At 60.6% G+C, this 15324-nt stretch carries 14 protein-coding genes and 2 tRNA genes; 3 read left to right on the top strand and 13 right to left on the bottom strand.

Annotated features, from left to right (window positions below):
• Positions 1–26 precede the first annotated feature (26 nt).
• From AC1ENN_RS00900 to AC1ENN_RS00870, 7 genes are all read right to left on the bottom strand, one after another.
• Positions 27–118 (bottom strand) — tRNA-Ser (locus AC1ENN_RS00900).
• Between the two features lie 107 nt (positions 119–225).
• Positions 226–927, bottom strand: coding sequence for a glycosyltransferase family 2 protein (locus AC1ENN_RS00895; protein ID WP_480406399.1), 702 nt, complete (start codon positions 925–927; stop codon positions 226–228).
• Positions 924–2297 (bottom strand): PIG-L family deacetylase, encoded by a 1374-nt coding sequence (locus AC1ENN_RS00890; RefSeq protein WP_480406398.1) that lies wholly within the window; start codon positions 2295–2297, stop codon positions 924–926. The genes AC1ENN_RS00895 and AC1ENN_RS00890 overlap by 4 nt, the downstream gene beginning before the upstream one ends.
• Positions 2291–3178, bottom strand: a complete 888-nt coding sequence (locus AC1ENN_RS00885; protein ID WP_449648083.1) for an acyl-CoA dehydrogenase — start codon at positions 3176–3178, stop codon at positions 2291–2293. The genes AC1ENN_RS00890 and AC1ENN_RS00885 overlap by 7 nt, the downstream gene beginning before the upstream one ends.
• A gap of 287 nt (positions 3179–3465) precedes the next feature.
• Positions 3466–4752 carry an LCP family protein gene (locus tag AC1ENN_RS00880; RefSeq protein WP_449648082.1) on the bottom strand — a complete coding sequence of 429 codons (1287 nt, stop codon included), beginning with the start codon at positions 4750–4752 and terminating at the stop codon, positions 3466–3468.
• 45 nt (positions 4753–4797) lie between these two features.
• Positions 4798–4882, bottom strand: a tRNA-Ser gene (locus AC1ENN_RS00875).
• Positions 4883–4971: 89 nt separating this feature from the next.
• Entirely contained in the window at positions 4972–6489 is a 1518-nt protein-coding gene (locus AC1ENN_RS00870; RefSeq protein WP_449648081.1) for a PucR family transcriptional regulator, read from the bottom strand.
• 133 nt (positions 6490–6622) lie between these two features.
• On the opposite strand from AC1ENN_RS00870, the gene AC1ENN_RS00865 reads away from it, so the two are divergent.
• The gene (locus AC1ENN_RS00865; protein WP_449648080.1) at positions 6623–7942 is read left to right on the top strand and encodes an aspartate aminotransferase family protein; all 1320 of its coding nucleotides are present in this window, start codon (positions 6623–6625) and stop codon (positions 7940–7942) included.
• Between the two features lie 104 nt (positions 7943–8046).
• Here AC1ENN_RS00865 and AC1ENN_RS00860 read toward each other — a convergent pair whose 3' ends face one another.
• On the bottom strand, positions 8047–8862 hold the full coding sequence (locus AC1ENN_RS00860) for an HAD family hydrolase (protein ID WP_449648079.1): 816 nt from the start codon (positions 8860–8862) through the stop codon (positions 8047–8049).
• Positions 8859–10124 carry a serine--tRNA ligase gene (serS, locus tag AC1ENN_RS00855; RefSeq protein WP_480406397.1) on the bottom strand — a complete coding sequence of 422 codons (1266 nt, stop codon included), beginning with the start codon at positions 10122–10124 and terminating at the stop codon, positions 8859–8861. Before serS ends, AC1ENN_RS00860 begins: the two co-directional genes overlap by 4 nt.
• Positions 10125–10161: 37 nt before the next feature.
• On the opposite strand from serS, the gene AC1ENN_RS00850 reads away from it, so the two are divergent.
• Entirely contained in the window at positions 10162–11172 is a 1011-nt protein-coding gene (locus AC1ENN_RS00850) for a diacylglycerol/lipid kinase family protein (RefSeq protein ID WP_480406396.1), read from the top strand.
• Here the strand turns inward: AC1ENN_RS00850 and pheA are convergent.
• Complete coding sequence (gene pheA, locus AC1ENN_RS00845; RefSeq protein WP_480406395.1) at positions 11153–12121, bottom strand: prephenate dehydratase; 969 nt, start codon at positions 12119–12121, stop codon at positions 11153–11155. The two genes, AC1ENN_RS00850 and pheA, sit on opposite strands and share 20 nt — an antisense overlap.
• Before the next feature lie 63 nt (positions 12122–12184).
• Here pheA and AC1ENN_RS00840 point away from each other — a divergent pair, with 63 nt between their 5' ends.
• On the top strand, positions 12185–12469 hold the full coding sequence (locus tag AC1ENN_RS00840; protein WP_449648075.1) for a GNAT family N-acetyltransferase: 285 nt from the start codon (positions 12185–12187) through the stop codon (positions 12467–12469).
• A 12-nt stretch (positions 12470–12481) separates the two neighbouring features.
• On the opposite strand, the gene AC1ENN_RS00835 is transcribed toward AC1ENN_RS00840, so the two are convergent.
• The 3 genes from AC1ENN_RS00835 to lplAB are packed head-to-tail and all read right to left on the bottom strand — an operon-like array spanning position 12482 to position 15320.
• A complete protein-coding gene (locus AC1ENN_RS00835; protein ID WP_480406394.1) occupies positions 12482–13237 on the bottom strand; it encodes a heme ABC transporter ATP-binding protein in 756 nt (251 codons plus the stop codon).
• Positions 13234–14292, bottom strand: coding sequence for a FecCD family ABC transporter permease (locus AC1ENN_RS00830; protein WP_449648073.1), 1059 nt, complete (start codon positions 14290–14292; stop codon positions 13234–13236). Before AC1ENN_RS00830 ends, AC1ENN_RS00835 begins: the two co-directional genes overlap by 4 nt.
• Complete coding sequence (lplAB, locus tag AC1ENN_RS00825; RefSeq protein WP_480406962.1) at positions 14271–15320, bottom strand: lipoate-protein ligase LplAB; 1050 nt, start codon at positions 15318–15320, stop codon at positions 14271–14273. The genes AC1ENN_RS00830 and lplAB overlap by 22 nt, the downstream gene beginning before the upstream one ends.
• Positions 15321–15324 lie beyond the last annotated feature (4 nt).

Here is a 15324-nt window from a genome sequence, read left to right as displayed (position 1 = left end):
AAGAATCATTCCGCGAAAAGAACAAATGGCGGAGACGGAGAGATTTGAACTCTCGGTACCCTTACGGGTACTCCACCTTAGCAGGGTGGTGCACTAGGCCGGACTATGCGACGTCTCCAGACGTACTCAGCAATCATAACTTGTCATAGGCCATACGACGAACCGAGATTGCCATCCGATTAACCGTCGGCGACGGCGCCGGCTTTGCCACGTCGTTCCCGCCCCTCACAGACGCTCTCGCAAGTGGGACGCATAGCCACCCGGGGTGCGACCATACTCTCGCCCCGAAGTGAGAACGCAACACTCATCTGTTGTCACTGAACGCGCCCCTATTGCGTTCAGTGCCTCCACGAGGCGCACATCTTCGTGTTCAGTAACCGGGGTAAAGCCACCAGCTTCTCGATAGCAATCGGCTCGAAAGCCAAGATTCGCGCCGTGCACGTGACCATTCGCTTCACCGGGCACATGCGTAGCCAGCCAGCGACTCCGCTTCTCGTCACTGAGGTCGTTGAAATCTGGCCGCACGGTTCCGATCATGACCTCGGCACCGCTCTGGGCGATCTTCCACTGTTCGCTCAGCCAGTTAGCTGGCACTTGCGAGTCCGCGTCGGTGTTGGCGATCCATACCTCAGAGTCCGGAGTGCGCGTGGTGCTGAGCAAGTGATGGATGCCGTGTCGGCGAGCTGCGCCCACGGCGCCATAATTCACCGCAAGAACTTCGACGTCATTCCACTGCGAGGCTATTGCAGCGGACTCATCGGCGCAGTCATCCAAGACGAGGATCACGCGGACCCACGGCCGCTCGCGAGCGTCGATGGCCCTCATGCTGGCACGTGCCGCAGCAAGAGCTGCCAGCGCAGCGCCCAAGAGCTCGTCCTCATCTTTGGCCGGAACGACAACGCCAATCCCGGAGATCCGCGCGCTCACAGGAGGCCTGTTTCGCGAGCGACCGAGCGCGCGGGGCGCAGGCTGAAAACGTCAAGCAGAAAGTCCTCTTCGACGTGACTGACAAATCGCTCCAGCGACTTGAGGGCGCCGAGCCTGGCGTGCACCTCGTCTCCGCCGAGCGGGTAGTCCGCGACTTCATGCCTCCAGTGGCAGACGACCAATACTCCAGCGGGCGCGAGACTCTTGGTGACCCGCGAGAGAACTCGATCGAGAGCATCCGAATCGAAATAGTATCCAACCTCAGACATCACGATCAGATCGTACGTTCCGTCCGGCCACTCTTCAGCGCTCTCAACGTGCCGAAACGTGACGTGCGGATGCTCCGCTAATCGTTGACGCGCAATCTCTAATGGCGCGAGTGCAATCTCAGTTGCCAAGAGGGCGTCGCATCTCTGTGCGAGGTGCGCGCTCAATACCCCTATGGAGCATCCCAACTCCAGCGCATTCGCGAAGCGCTCTCTCGGCAAGCTCGCCAGCGTTAGATCACGCTTCCGTTGCTCGTACCACCGAGATTCAAATCCCCACGGATCGGTTTTGCCGGCGTAGAACTCGTCAAAAAATTCTCGCGTGAGCGTTCCGTCATTACTCGGCTCGCGCTCAGTGATCACATATGCCTCCATTGGCCGTTCGAAATGTTCTACAAATTCAGGACGAAGAATCGCCTCGTCACCTTCACGTTCTGAGAGCGGAGAGATCTGGCTCTCGTGGGCCGCTATCGCGCGGCGCTTAGCGTCTCGCTCATCAGCAGTAAGGGTCATCGTGCGCAAGTCAGACCACGGTGTACGAGGGTCCTCTGGCGATGACCAGTGCCACAGCCAGATTGGGTATTCGACAAGGGACACACCATGCGCGCGGGCGACATCGGCGCAGATCTCGCCGACCACCCTGTGGTCGCCGTGCCCATCTCCGCGCCACGTTGCCGCGATGAGGGTTCTCCCCTGACCTGAGGCGAGCGCGCCCACGATGCCGTCGCGGAGCGCGCCAGTCTCATCTCTGAGTGCGCCATCCCGAAGCCCCAGGCGCACGATCGAGGTTTCTGGGGCAACCAGCTCAATCGCCCGCTCAATTTCCGCGGCTCTCCACGAACGCAGTTCGGCATCGCTCCGAGTCGGCGATGCCGGATGCGAGCCTTCGCCGTCCGTCGCGAGAATGAGCTGAACCCGTCCGCCCGCGGTGGCAACTCGCCGCATGAGTCCGGCGACCCCCAACGTTTCGTCATCCGGGTGAGCGGAGACGACGATTAGCCGGTCGATCCCCTCCACGTGGAATTCACCGACGTCGCTCCAGAGGGAGCTCGAGATCCACTGCACTTCGGGCGTACCCGGATCACGGTGGTCAAACGTCACCACTCGAAGGACCGATCAGCGAGCACCTTGCTACCGAGTCGCGCATAATCCCGCTCGGCATGATGTTGGCGCACATACAACTGGAGGTCCGCTACTCGACGGGCGTGTTCCTCGTCGAGCGCGAGCGGCGCCGGCCCCAAGGCGTGCCCGACGCGTTCCATCACCTCATCAACATCCCGAGCGACACGCGCACGGACGCGAGTGCTCATGATGGTTGCGGCGCTGCGGCTGAGCTCTACGTTATCGACAGCGTTAGCAGACTCTGCCAGTGCGATCCGCGACGAATAGAGCGCCAGATCCAGAGCGCCGAGGTGCATCTGAGCAATTTGGTCAGGCTCACGAACGCCACTCAACGCAAAAGCGTGCCGAGCGACTCCGACAGCTCCGCCCCACCAACAGGCGGCGACACCCATTGCTCCCCACGCGAATCCCGGGCGCTCCAAGTACCACGCGTCTTCCCCAACGGGGACGGCGGAGGCGGCAGAAAAGGCGACGTTGCCGCTCTGGATGGCCACGAGGCCGCGAGCATGCCAAGCGCCTTCCTCGACAACAACCCCTGTTTGTCGCAAGGAAACAGCAAAAAGTCGCCGAGTGGAGGGTCCGGTGAATGCCGTCACGAGCGCATGACTAACGGAGCCCGCCAAAGAGCACCACGCTTTGGTGCCAGACAGCATCCAACTGCCGTCGACACATTCAGCCCTGAGGCTAAAGTCGGGTGATTCAGCGGCGAACACACCCCACGTGCTGCCCTCATCCACGCCGATGCTGCCCGTGTCACCGATAACCGCCTGATCAAGGATGGCAAGCGCATCAAGATGGGGCTCCACAGCTCGCGCCACCGTGAGATCCACCGCCCCGATCGTAGCGAGCGCGCTCCACAGCACGCTTGTAGAACCTTCGCCAGGAAACGGCAGTCGACGTCCTAAGGATCGCGCAAAGTTGAGAGCGGCATCGACTCTGCTCTCACAGTTCTCAGCCTCTTCGCCCACCCAATTCAATAATTCCCGGTGGGATTCATCGGCCGTCGGCGAAATAGATAGCGTTTTCTTCACCCGCAGGTCTCATCCTCGTGATCGGTGCCGCAACGGCAGCGCTATAGCGAACTCCTAGCGAGATTCGCTCATCACTGAAGTTGTATCAAATTGATCTGAGAACTGCGAAGGAACTGCTTTTAGTAGTAGTTGGTGACCGAGCAGCTGTACGTTGCGGCACTCTGTCCACGAACGTCGATAACTTCAGGATCCACTGTGGGAGCCGCAGTCGAATCGCCGGTTGCTTCAGGTGCAGGCTCGGCGACGGGGGCGTTCGGGTCGAGAACCGCACCCTGACCGTCAGTTGAGTCTGCGAGCGTGAATGGGCTATCTGATGAGATCAGCGCCATCATCTTGTCGCCGACGTACTGATTGGGCTGAACTTTGCCGTCGTACACCCCGGTGCCACCGGTTGTGCCTGGGTACTGCACAAACTGAATGGATTCCAGCGGGATGTCTTTGAGCGCCAAAGCGATCGAGACCATCGTTGGTACGTCGGCTAGTCCCTTGGACAACTGCATGTTGGTGATTGCGGCATCCGCAAGGTTGTAAACCTTTTTGTAGTCGCCGAGGGTCTCAGCGCTCTTGAGTGTGCGCACCATTGACGAAAGGTAGACCTGCTGCGAGCTGATGCGTGTCAGGTCGCTGCCATCACCAACACCGTGACGTGAGCGAAGGAACGCGAGAGCCTTCCAGCCCTTCAAGTTGTAGGTGCCAGCTTCGGGAAGGTCGATTCCCGTGTACGGGTCAACGAGCGGGCCATCAATACACACATCGACACCGCCGATTGCGTTGGTCATCTCGATAACGCCGTTGAAGGTGATGATTCCGGCGAACTGAATATCGAGGCCGGTGAATTCTGAGAGCGTGAGAGCAACACAGGGAAGACCACCATACGAAAGCGCAGTGTTGAGAGGCTCCGTTGAGTAGTACTTGTTGTAGTCGCCATCAAGGCTGGGGCATTCGGGGATGCCCATCACCATGTCGCGCGGGAAGCTGATTGCCACCGCAGACTGGCGGTCTGCCGCAACATGCAAAATCATGTTGACGTCGTTGAGTTCACCCGACGCGTCTCGCGTTGAGCCGCCGATGCCGCCCTGACCTTCACGCGTATCGCTACCGGCGATAAGAATATTGAATCCACCCTCATAGCTGCCGATCTGCGGCGGAGGACCCTCAGTTTCACCGACGAGAGTAATGGTGTCGCGCTGACCGTAAATGCTGTCAAAAGCGACAGCACCAACCGCCGCACCACTCACCAGTAATACGGCGAGTGAAGCGGAGACAATCTTGGCGATTGTTCCCCACGGGCCCGGCTTCTTCAACCGACCGTGTCGTGCCAAACCCTGCACCGTGGGCGCTTCTTTTGAGCCAGTGCGAGCAACAGAGCGCGAACGCAACTCTGAGCGTGGACGAAGTTCACTCATCGCACTCCCCTTTCAACCACCGGATACACAACATGACACGCAGTGCGGAGGGCGTGGGATTCGAACCCACGAGACATCTCTGCCCACCAGTTTTCAAGACTGGCTCCATCGGCCGCTCGGACAGCCCTCCCTGCATAGCGCAAGATCAGAGTGTATCTGATGCCCGCACGGTCTACCTGAACGGCAGGCTAGAAGGCTCGAAATGGGGGTTAATCGGCGTTAGGCCCGCAACCTCAACGCTGCCCACACTTCAAGGCGACCCTCAAACGATTCAAGGTCGAGGTTCAGGATGCCCGCCGCCTGGTCGATGCGCGCCCGAACCGTGTGGCGGTGAACACCCAGTTTCGCGGCGGTGGCACCCCACGAACAATCATTCGCGAGCCACGAGCCCAACGTATCCACGAGAGCCGTCGAATGTTCGGCATCGAAAGTGATGAGTTTCGTGAGCACTCGCTGCGCCACATGCTCAGCACCTGCCGCCTGCAGCACCCCGAGCATCCCCGTTTCAGCAATGTTCGCGAAATCGGTGAGGCCAGCGCGCCCACCTCCGGCGGCGAGCGCATCGGATGCTTGCCTGAGGCCAGTCGCAAGCTCGGCGTAGTCAGCGGCGACGCTCCCGGCAGCGAGCGCATGGTCGTCGATGAGTTGCGTGACCTGCTGGTGCTCGCTGCCGTCTCCGACGATGACGACGATGGTGTCATCACGCTCTGCAAAGAACACGTGTCCGTCGCTGTCGAGCGCCAATGACTCGAGCGCATCGAGAACATAATGGCTGCGCACCTGCCGCGCGATCACGATTACGGAGAGAGGTTCCGCTGGCACAGAGCCCCAGACATCCTGCGCTGTGGAGTGGGCGACCGTGACGTTGCCGGCGAGCATCAACTCGAGCAGCGCCGAACGCAGTTGGCCGCGCGTAGTGTCGAGCTCGCGGTTTTGTTCCAGCGCCAAAGTCGCCAACGCGATCACACTGGTCACGAGCTCATTCTCCGCACGGTCAAGCGGAACCCCCCGACCCAAAGCCAATGCGCCACGCAACTGCCCGCTCTGGCCGAACGTCTGAATAGTCACCTGCCCAGCATCGAGCGTGAGACTTGTGGATGACCGGCGCCCCTTTCGCAGAGCCCGAGCCACCTCATCCCGCACCGGTGCCGCAAAACGATCAGCGGATGGTTGCTGCGAGGGCACAAGAAGAGGAGCGCCGGCCGCATCGAATAACCCGACCCAACACGAGAGTTGACGTTCCAGTTCGACGAGCGTCGAACGCAACCCAGTGGGCTTGAGAGCCGCCCGAGAGATCGCCTTATGCGCAGAGATCGACCACTCCATGCGCACGCTGCGTTCGGCAGCGATCTGGTCGGCAACCTCACGGATGACCGCAATGAAAGGAACGCGGTCGGGAACAGCAATAAGAGGAAGCCCGGCACGCTCGCAGGCCACGGCAAGGCCTGACGGCATTCCCTGATGCAGAAAGTGGGTCGCGAAGCCCAAACCAACAATCTCTGCAGCGACGAGGCGCTCGACATACGCGTCGTAGTTGTAGCGCTCGGCATCAGCGCCGAAACCGAATTGGGCGCCGTCGGTGAGCAGAACGTTACCGCTGCTAAGAAATGGGGTCGGGTCATCAAGGTCTGAACTGTGCACCCAAGTGACGGGGGCCGTCAACAGATCCGGACGAGCGCTCACGACGCTGAGCCGCAGTTGTTCTCTGCCCAATAGCCACGCAATTGTTGGAAGCACTAGCAATTGCCCTGTTCCGCTCGACGTCTCACCATATGTCGAGTATGCAGCATGTTGCTATACAAAATGTCACGATGTTGTGCGCGATGGAACGCGATAGTTGAGTACTAGCCTCAGCCACGAAAGGTGCCCCATGAACTCTGCGCCCGCATCTAGCCATCCCAGCAACGAAGAGACAGTCGCGCTCGACCGCGCTCACGTGTTTCATTCCTGGTCGGCGCAAGGCGCACTCAAGCCCATGGTGATCGAGGGAGGCCTCGGCAGCACCGTATGGGACAACGAAGGAAACGAATACCTCGACTTCTCGAGCCAACTCGTCAACGTCAACATCGGTCACCAACACCCAGCCGTCATCGCGGGCATCAAAGCACAAGCCGACATCATGGCGACCATCGCCCCCGCCCACGCCACCAACATTCGCGCTGAAGCAGCCCACAAGATCACCAACCATGCACCAGAGGGCATGAACAAGGTGTTCTTCACCAACGGCGGAGCGGATGCCAACGAAAACGCAATCCGGATGGCTCGCCTTCACACTGGGCGAGACAAGATCATCTCGCGCTACCGCTCGTACCACGGCAACACCGGATCGGCCATTGTGGCCACCGGAGACTGGCGCCGCATCCCCAACGAATATGCTCGCGCCCACGTGCACGTCTTCGGCCCCTACGAATACCGGTCCGAATTCTGGGCCGACTCCCCCGAACAAGAATCCGAGCGCGCCCTGCACCACCTTGAGCGCACCATCCAAGCAGAAGGTGCAGAGTCAATCGCCGCAATCCTGCTCGAAACAATCCCCGGCACCGCGGGCGTACTGATGCCCCCACCCGGCTACCTAGCTGGAGTGCGCGCCCTCGCCGACAAGTACGGCATCCTCATCATCCTCGACGAAGTCATGTGCGGTTTCGGTCGCACCGGCAACTGGTTCGCATTCGATGCCTTCGACATCAAGCCCGACCTCATCAGCTTCGCCAAAGGCGTGAACTCAGGCTACGTACCCGTCGGCGGCGTCATCATCTCCGACGAGATCGCCACAACCTTCGACGAACGCGTCTTCCCCGGCGGGCTCACCTACTCCGGCCACCCCCTCGCCGCAGCATCCATCGTCGCCTCCATCACCGCCATGGAAGACGAAGGCATCATCGAAAACGCCGCCATGATCGGCCGCGACCACATCGCCCCCGGGCTCGCCGCCCTCGCCGCCAAACATGACTCCATCGGCGAAGTACGCGGCAGCGGCGTCTTCTGGGCAATGGAACTCGTCGCCGACCGCGACACCCGCGAACCCCTCAGCGCCGCAAACATGGGAAAAATCAAAGGCGCCCTCGTCAAGCGCGGACTACTGCCATTCATCGCCGACAACCGCATCCACGTCGTACCGCCAGCCGTCGTCACCCCAGAAGAAGTCGCACGCGCCATGGAAATCTACGACGAAGCGCTCAGCGAACTCTAAAAAGCGTCGAGAGGTACCCAAATCGTGCGCGACTAAAAAGCGTCGAGAGGTACCCAAATCGTGCGCGACTAAAAAGCGTCGAGAGGTACCCAAATCGTGCGCGACTAAAAAGCGTCGAGCACCAACGCTGCACCATCGTTGAGGTCACTCTCGGTGACCTCATTGGCGGCGGCAAGTACGTCTTCCGGTGCCTGTCCCATAGCAACGCCGCGACCGTGAAGGGCTGCCCATTCGAGCATGTCGATGTCGTTGCGACCGTCCCCCATGGCGAGCACGCGGGTGCGGGGGATGCCGAGGCGCGAACGCACATTTTCGAGCGCCGTTGACTTGTTGACGCCATCGGGCGCGATGTCGAGCCACGCCGTCCAGCCGACGTTATAGCTGACCTTGTGAAGGCCCATACGTTCCACGACGGCGAGAAAATCGTCAACCTGGTGTTGCGGCGAGATGACAACTACACGGGTTGCTTGAACCTTGACGAGCTCCTCAAAAGCGACGTTCTCGCTGACCGCGCCGAGTGCTCCATCAGGAAACTCGCCGTAGACAAAGAACTTGCCTGTCGCATCTTCGACCGCATAGTTCGCAGAACCCAAGTGATCTTTGATGCTCTTCAAGACCTCGCTCGGGTTGAACATCTCGACAAACTCGCGAGCGTAACCGCCCTCACCCAGTGGATCCCGCTTGAGCGTAATCGCACCGTTAGAGCACACGACGTACTCGGGCTTGAGCCCCAGCTTGCGCAAGATCGGCAGAGTCATGGCAACCGAACGACCGGTGGCCAACATAACTTCGTGGCCGGCATCCCGAACCTTCGCGACCGCCGCAATGACGGCATCATTCATTTCGCCTGACTCGAGCAGCACAGTGCCATCGATGTCGAGGGCGATCATCCAGCGGTCATTCTGTGCTGCGTTGGTCACGCGATTGGCTCCAAAATTTCAAGGCCACCAAGGTAGGGACGCAGTGCTTGTGGCACCACTACCGACCCGTCGGGCTGTTGGTGGGTTTCGAGAATGGCAACCAACCAGCGGGTGGTTGCGAGAGTTCCGTTGAGGGTCGCGACCGGCGAAGTCTTGCCCGATTCAGTGCGGTAGCGGATGTCGAGCCTGCGCGCCTGATAAGTCGTGCAGTTCGACGTCGAGGTCAGTTCACGGTAGGCGCCCTGGGTCGGAACCCAAGCCTCAATGTCGAACTTGCGGGCCGCACTCGAACCAAGGTCACCACCGGCAACATCAATCACGCGGTAGCTGAGCTCACACGCCTGCAGCATCGACTCCTGGAAGGCAAGAAGTCGTTCGTGCTCCTCTTGCGCATTCTCGGGCAGCACGTAGCTGAACATTTCGAGCTTGTTGAACTGGTGAACGCGCAGGATGCCACGGTTGTCTTTGCCTGCAGATCCGGCTTCACGGCGGTAACAGGTTGACCAACCCGCGTAACGCAGTGGGCCATTCGAGAGGTCGAGGATCTCATCGGAGTGGTACCCGGCGAGCGCCACTTCACTCGTACCGGTCAGGTAGAGGTCGTCGGCGGGGAGGTAATAGATCTCGTCGGCGTGCTCACCGAGGAAACCTGTGCCGGCCATCATTTCTGGACGAACAAGGGTGGGGGTGATGAGCGGGATGAAGCCGCCAGCGATCGCACGGTCGAGGGCCATGTTCATGAGCCCAAGTTCGAGTCGTGCGCCGACCCCCTTGAGGAAGTAGAAACGGCTGCCCGATACCTTCACTCCGCGCGGGATGTCGATAGCACCGAGCATCTCGCCGAGGTCCGCGTGGTCACGGGGCTCAAAATCGAACGATGCGGGCGTGCCCACTTCGCGAACAAGCTCCCAGTCATCTTCGCCACCGACGGGAACGCCATCCACAGCAATATTGCCGAGGGCACCAACGATGCGCGCGAATTCTGCTTCGGCCTCTGTGGCGACCAGCTGGGCTGCCTTCACCCTGGCGGACAAGTGCTGCGCCTGAGCGACGAGTGCCTTCTTCTCTTCTGATGGCGCCTGAGCAACCTTCTTGCCGAAGCTGTTCTGCTCAGCCCGGAGTGACTCGAACTCGCCGATACTGGCGCGGCGCTTCTGGTCTGCTTCGATGGCGTCGTCAACCAACTGAACGGATGCGCCGCGGGCACGTTGCGATTGCCGCACAGCGTCGGGGTTATCTCGGAGAATTTGGGGGTCAATCACCCCTACAGCCTACCGATTCATGGCGTAGCGTTTATCTGTGCCCACGCCCCGAACTGCGAAGCCCAAAGTGGCGGTTGTTTACAACCCCATGAAAGTCGACTTCGCCAAGCTGAAGAAGACAATAAATGCTGCCGCAAAGGCTGCAGATTGGGCAACGCCGCTCTGGTTTTCCACCACGATAGATGATGCCGGACAGTCCGCAACGGGCAGCGGAATTCGTCGCGGCGCACGTGTAGTGATTGCGGCTGGTGGCGATGGCACAGTTCGGGCAGTGGCAGAAGCCCTGCGCGGCACTGGAGTTGCGTTGGCCGTCGTACCGGCAGGCACCGGCAACCTTCTCGCCCGCAACCTTGACCTGCCAACGAGCAACTACCGGGACAGCGTAGACATTGCGTTCAACGGCAAGGATCGCCAACTCGACCTGGGCATGGTCGAAATTGTTCGGGACAACGACGACCATGAAGAGCACGCCTTCTTGGTGATGGCGGGGCTCGGGCTCGATGCGAAGATGATCAAGAACACGAGTACGAAACTCAAAAAGGCTGTGGGCTGGTTGGCCTACGTTGACGGTATTGCGCGCTCCATCCCCGAGCTCAAACCGGTGCGGCTGCGGTACAGCGTCGACGGCGCCCCCAACCGTTCGCTCACCGCCCACACCGTGATTATCGGCAATTGCGGCACCCTGCCGGGTGGCCTGCTGCTGATGCCTGAAGCGCAACCTGATGACGGCATCCTCGATATGGCGGCGCTTGTTCCCCGTGGCCGATTCGGGTGGCTCAACATTTGGAACAAAATCGCGTGGGAGAACGGCGTGCTGCGCAAGAGCGTGATTGGCCGACGAATCATCGACCTGTCGAAAGATGTGCGTGATGTGCGCTACGTAAAAGGCAGCGACCTCAACATGATCGTCGATAACCCTGAAGAGTTTCAGCTCGATGGCGACGAATTCGGTCTCGCCAAATCAGTGCACGCGTGGGTCGACCCCGGGGCACTGATCGTGCGGGTGCCGAAGCCCTACTCGCGGGTGCCTAGGGCTCGATTGTCGTAGCTGACGGTTCGCCCGTGGTAATTGCTCGAAGCCAATCGCGTGCCTCAACAAAAACGTCATTGCCGTAGCGAGGCGTCACCGCTATTGCGAGTTTGTCGGCGCGCGGGTAGCTGCCCAAGAAGATCACGTTGGGGCTGAAACGCTTAAGGCCGAGCAGGGCATCCGCAACTCGTTCATCGAGGATGTGACCCTCAAGGTCAATGACGAAACGGTAGCGACCCAATTCGTCGCCAATGGGGCGCGACTCAATGAGACTCATGTTGACGCCGCGAGTGGCAAACTGTTCGAGCATTTCGAGCAGTCGGCCTGGTGCGTTGTCTGGCAGCTCCACAATCACGCTCGTCTTGTCTGCTCCGGTGGGCTCTGGCAGCGAAGTGTTCGCCGAGACGAGAACGAAGCGCGTCACCGAGTTCTGGTTGTTGGCCAGGTTCTCTGCCAAAACCTCAAGGGGGTAGTGCTCGGTGATGCCGGGGGGTGCGATTGCGGCATCCGCCAGTTCGTTATCAAGCAGCGTTGCGGCAGCCGCTACATTCGAACTCGCCGGAATGTAGCTGTGGGTTGGCACGTGAGTGTCAAGCCAACGCCGCGTCTGGCCATAGGCAACCGGGTGCGCGTTCACAACGCCAACGCTGGCCAAAGTTGTGCCGGGCCGAGCAACGAGCACGAAATTCACGGGCACCAAATACTCGCCAAGGATGCGCAGATTCGGGATGTTCGTCAGCGCGTCTTGAGTGGCGCTGACGCCCCCATCAATGGAGTTCTCGATCGCGATCATCGCGGCTATGCTGCGACCACTCGTCACATCGTCGAGGGCTTCGCCCACATTGTTGACACTTTTCCAGTGGGCCCCAACCGCCTCAGGAACCTGCTTGAGAGCCGCCTCGGTAAACGTTCCGGCAGGCCCCAAGTAGCTGTAGCTCGCTGTGTTGGGGCTGGGCGTCGAAGTCATGACACGAGTTTAGGGTGCCAGCGACTAACGCTCGCGCCTTGACGTCGCGAGTAGGCTTGAACTATGGCCAGCGAAGTAATCCACGACCCAGCAATGCACCGCTATGAGCTGCTCGTTGATGGCGTTCAGGCTGGCATCTCTGACTACCAGTTGCGCGATGACACGATCGTCTTTGTACACACCGAGATCGACCCCAAGTTCCGCGGTCAGGGTCTCGCAAATGAGCTCGGTCGCGGAGCCCTCAACCTCGTGCGCGCCGAAACCGAAGCGCGCGTCGTTGCCAAGTGCGAGTTCATCAGCCACTTCATCGCCGAACATCCCGAATATCGCGACCTGCTCAACCGCTAACTGAGCAGTGCTTTAACGCCGAGGGACGACGACCGGATGCCCGCCGACGTCGTGCAGGTCGACCGCGAGTCCGTAGACGCGTTCGACACGCTCGGCTGTCAGAACTTCGCTCGGGGTGCCGATCGCATCGAGCTTTCCGTGGGCAATGAGGGCAAGCCGGTCAGAGTATGCCCCGGCCAAACTGAGATCGTGCAGCACCACAACAACGGCGCGGTCCTCTGCGGCCATCGCTTTCACCGCCCGCATGACATCTTCTTGGTGACGCAGGTCAAGGGCCGCTGTCGGCTCATCGAGAAACACGACTGGGGTGTGCTGGGCCAGCACCCGCGCAAGGGAGACTCGCGCCTTTTCGCCACCAGACAGTGTTGTGTAGCGGCGCGCGCCCAGGTGGGAAACATCCGTCGCTTCGAGCGCTGCGTTCACGACGGCGACGTCGTCACGGCTTTCTAGCGAACGTGCCCACGGGCTGCGACCCATGGCCACAACTTCGGAAACTCTAAAGGGAAAGCTCACGCTGTTCTCTTGCGTGAGTACTGCCCGCAATTGGGCGAGCTCGGCGTGACGGATGCCGCCAACATCCCGACCATCAATGGTCACGGTTCCGCTGTCTGGCTTGCGCTCGCCGCTCAAGACTGAGAGCAGTGTCGACTTTCCGGCACCGTTTGGCCCGACGAGCGCGAGCACTTCGCCGCGCTGAACGTCGAGGCTCACTCCGTTGAGGATGTCGCGAGAGTCGAGGCGGACTCCGACGTTGCGTGCACTGATCATGCCCAACCTCCGCTGCGTTTGCGCTGACGGAACAGGAGGTAGAAGAAGAATGGGCCACCAACGAGTGAGGTCAGCAGCCCGATGGGCAGATCTCCGCCTGGCACTACCGAACGGGCGAGGAGGTCTGAGAGCACGAGCAGCACGCCGCCACCGACGGCACTCGCGACGATGAGTTGGCGGTGGGCTGGGCCGATTGCCATCCGCATGGCGTGGGGCACGACGAGCCCCACGAAGGCGATGATGCCGCAAAAGGCGACCGCGACTCCGGTGAGCAGCGCAACGATCACGATCGACACAATGCGCAGGCGCTCAACATTGACGCCGAGGTGGCGGGCATTACGCTCCCCCAGAGAGAGCAGGTCGAACGGCCTCGCAAGAACAACGGCAGCGGCAAGTCCGATCGCCGTGACGAGGGCGACGATGAGTACTTCACTCCAGCGCGAACCGTTGAGAGACCCCAGTTGCCAGAACACGATTTGTTCACGGCTGCCGGAGTCGGCGACGAACAGCAAGAAGGCGAGCCCCGCGCCGGCGAAGGCGTTGACTGCGATACCGGTCAGCAGCAGAGTGACCACTTCGGTGCGCCCGTTGGCTCGTGACACGAAATACACCAGCAAGGTAGCAAGCAGACCGCCGACAAATGCGAAGAGCGCGATTGCACTATCTCCGAGTGCTGCGACGCCAACCACGATGGCGATCGCTGCGCCGAGTGCTGCACCGGATGACACCCCAACCACCCCAGGTTCCGCCAGCGGGTTTCCAAAAATGGCTTGCATCACAGCTCCGGCGACCGCGAGTGCTGCGCCAACCACCATGGCCATTGCTATGCGGGGAAATCGCACTACCCAGAGCGTGGATTCCACGATTCCGTCGGTTGGTGCCCAGTCATTCTGAATACCCAGGGCCCGCAGGAGTGAGCCGCCGACTTCCGCCGGGCTGACGGGCAATTGCCCGAGCACCGCTGACGCCACGATGCCACCAAGGAGGAGTGCGGCGAGGGTGAGCGACAGGGTCAGGCCGCGAAGGGTGGGGTTCACGGAACGCGCTGCAACCACTCTTCGGTGCCGAACTTCTCGACGACGAGCTCTTCGGCACGGGCAAGCTCGTCACTCGTGATTTCGCTCTCGGTGAGTCCGTACAGCCCGCGGAAGGTGGCGACCATGCGGTCCAAAATTTCGGAGCGTTCCATTCCGGTCTGACTGCGCAGAGGATCAACGCGCTTTGCTGCCGATTTGGTGCCCTTGTCGCTCATCTTCTCGCGACCGATGCGCAGCACCTGAACCATTTTTTCGCCATCGATGTCGTAGCTCATGGTGACGTGGTGAAGCACTGCGCCGGCGCCGAGGCGTTTTTGGGCGGCCCCTCCGATCTTGCCTGTCGGGCTCGCGATGTCATTGAGCGGTTGATAGCTGGCGTCGATGCCCAGTGATTTGAGAGCAATAATGACCCACTCGTCGAGGAAGGCATACGAGTCGGCAAAGGTCATGCCGTGAACGAGTTCAACAGGCGCATAGATCGAATAGGTGATGACCGTGCCGGCTTCCATGAACATGGCACCGCCACCAGAAATACGTCGCACGACCTCGAAACCAAACTTCTTGGCATTGTCGAGGTCGACCTCATTGCGCACAGACTGAAAGCTGCCGATGACGACGGCGGGCTTGTCCCATTCCCAAATGCGCAAAGTGGGCTTGCGGCGACCGGACGCTACCTCGTCGGCGAGCACCTGATCCATTGCCATTTGCACGCGAGGTTCGAGCGGCGGGCCGGTCACAATTTGCCACTCGTAGTCTTTCCACGTTGTGGCACGTTGAAGAGCGCGACGGATGGCCGTGGCCACCGATTCGGCCGAGAAGCCGAGCATCACGGTGCCCTCAGGAAGGGACTGCTGAATCGCCGCCGTAATCGACTTCGCGTCGGAGTTGGCGGGGAGACCGTTGACAGCACTGTCGATCGCCGCGAGTGCTTCATCGGGTTCAAGAAAGAAGTCGCCAGCGAGCCGGAAGTCGGTGATGGTGTCGTCAACAACGTCGAGATCGACCACTACAAGTTTTCCGCCGGGTACCTTGAATTCGCCGTGCATCATT

The sequence above is a fragment of the Rhodoglobus sp. G.S.23 genome (assembly GCF_056675935.1).
The sequence above is the reverse complement of the archived record's forward strand: the minus strand, read 5'-3'. Positions and strand labels throughout refer to the sequence as shown.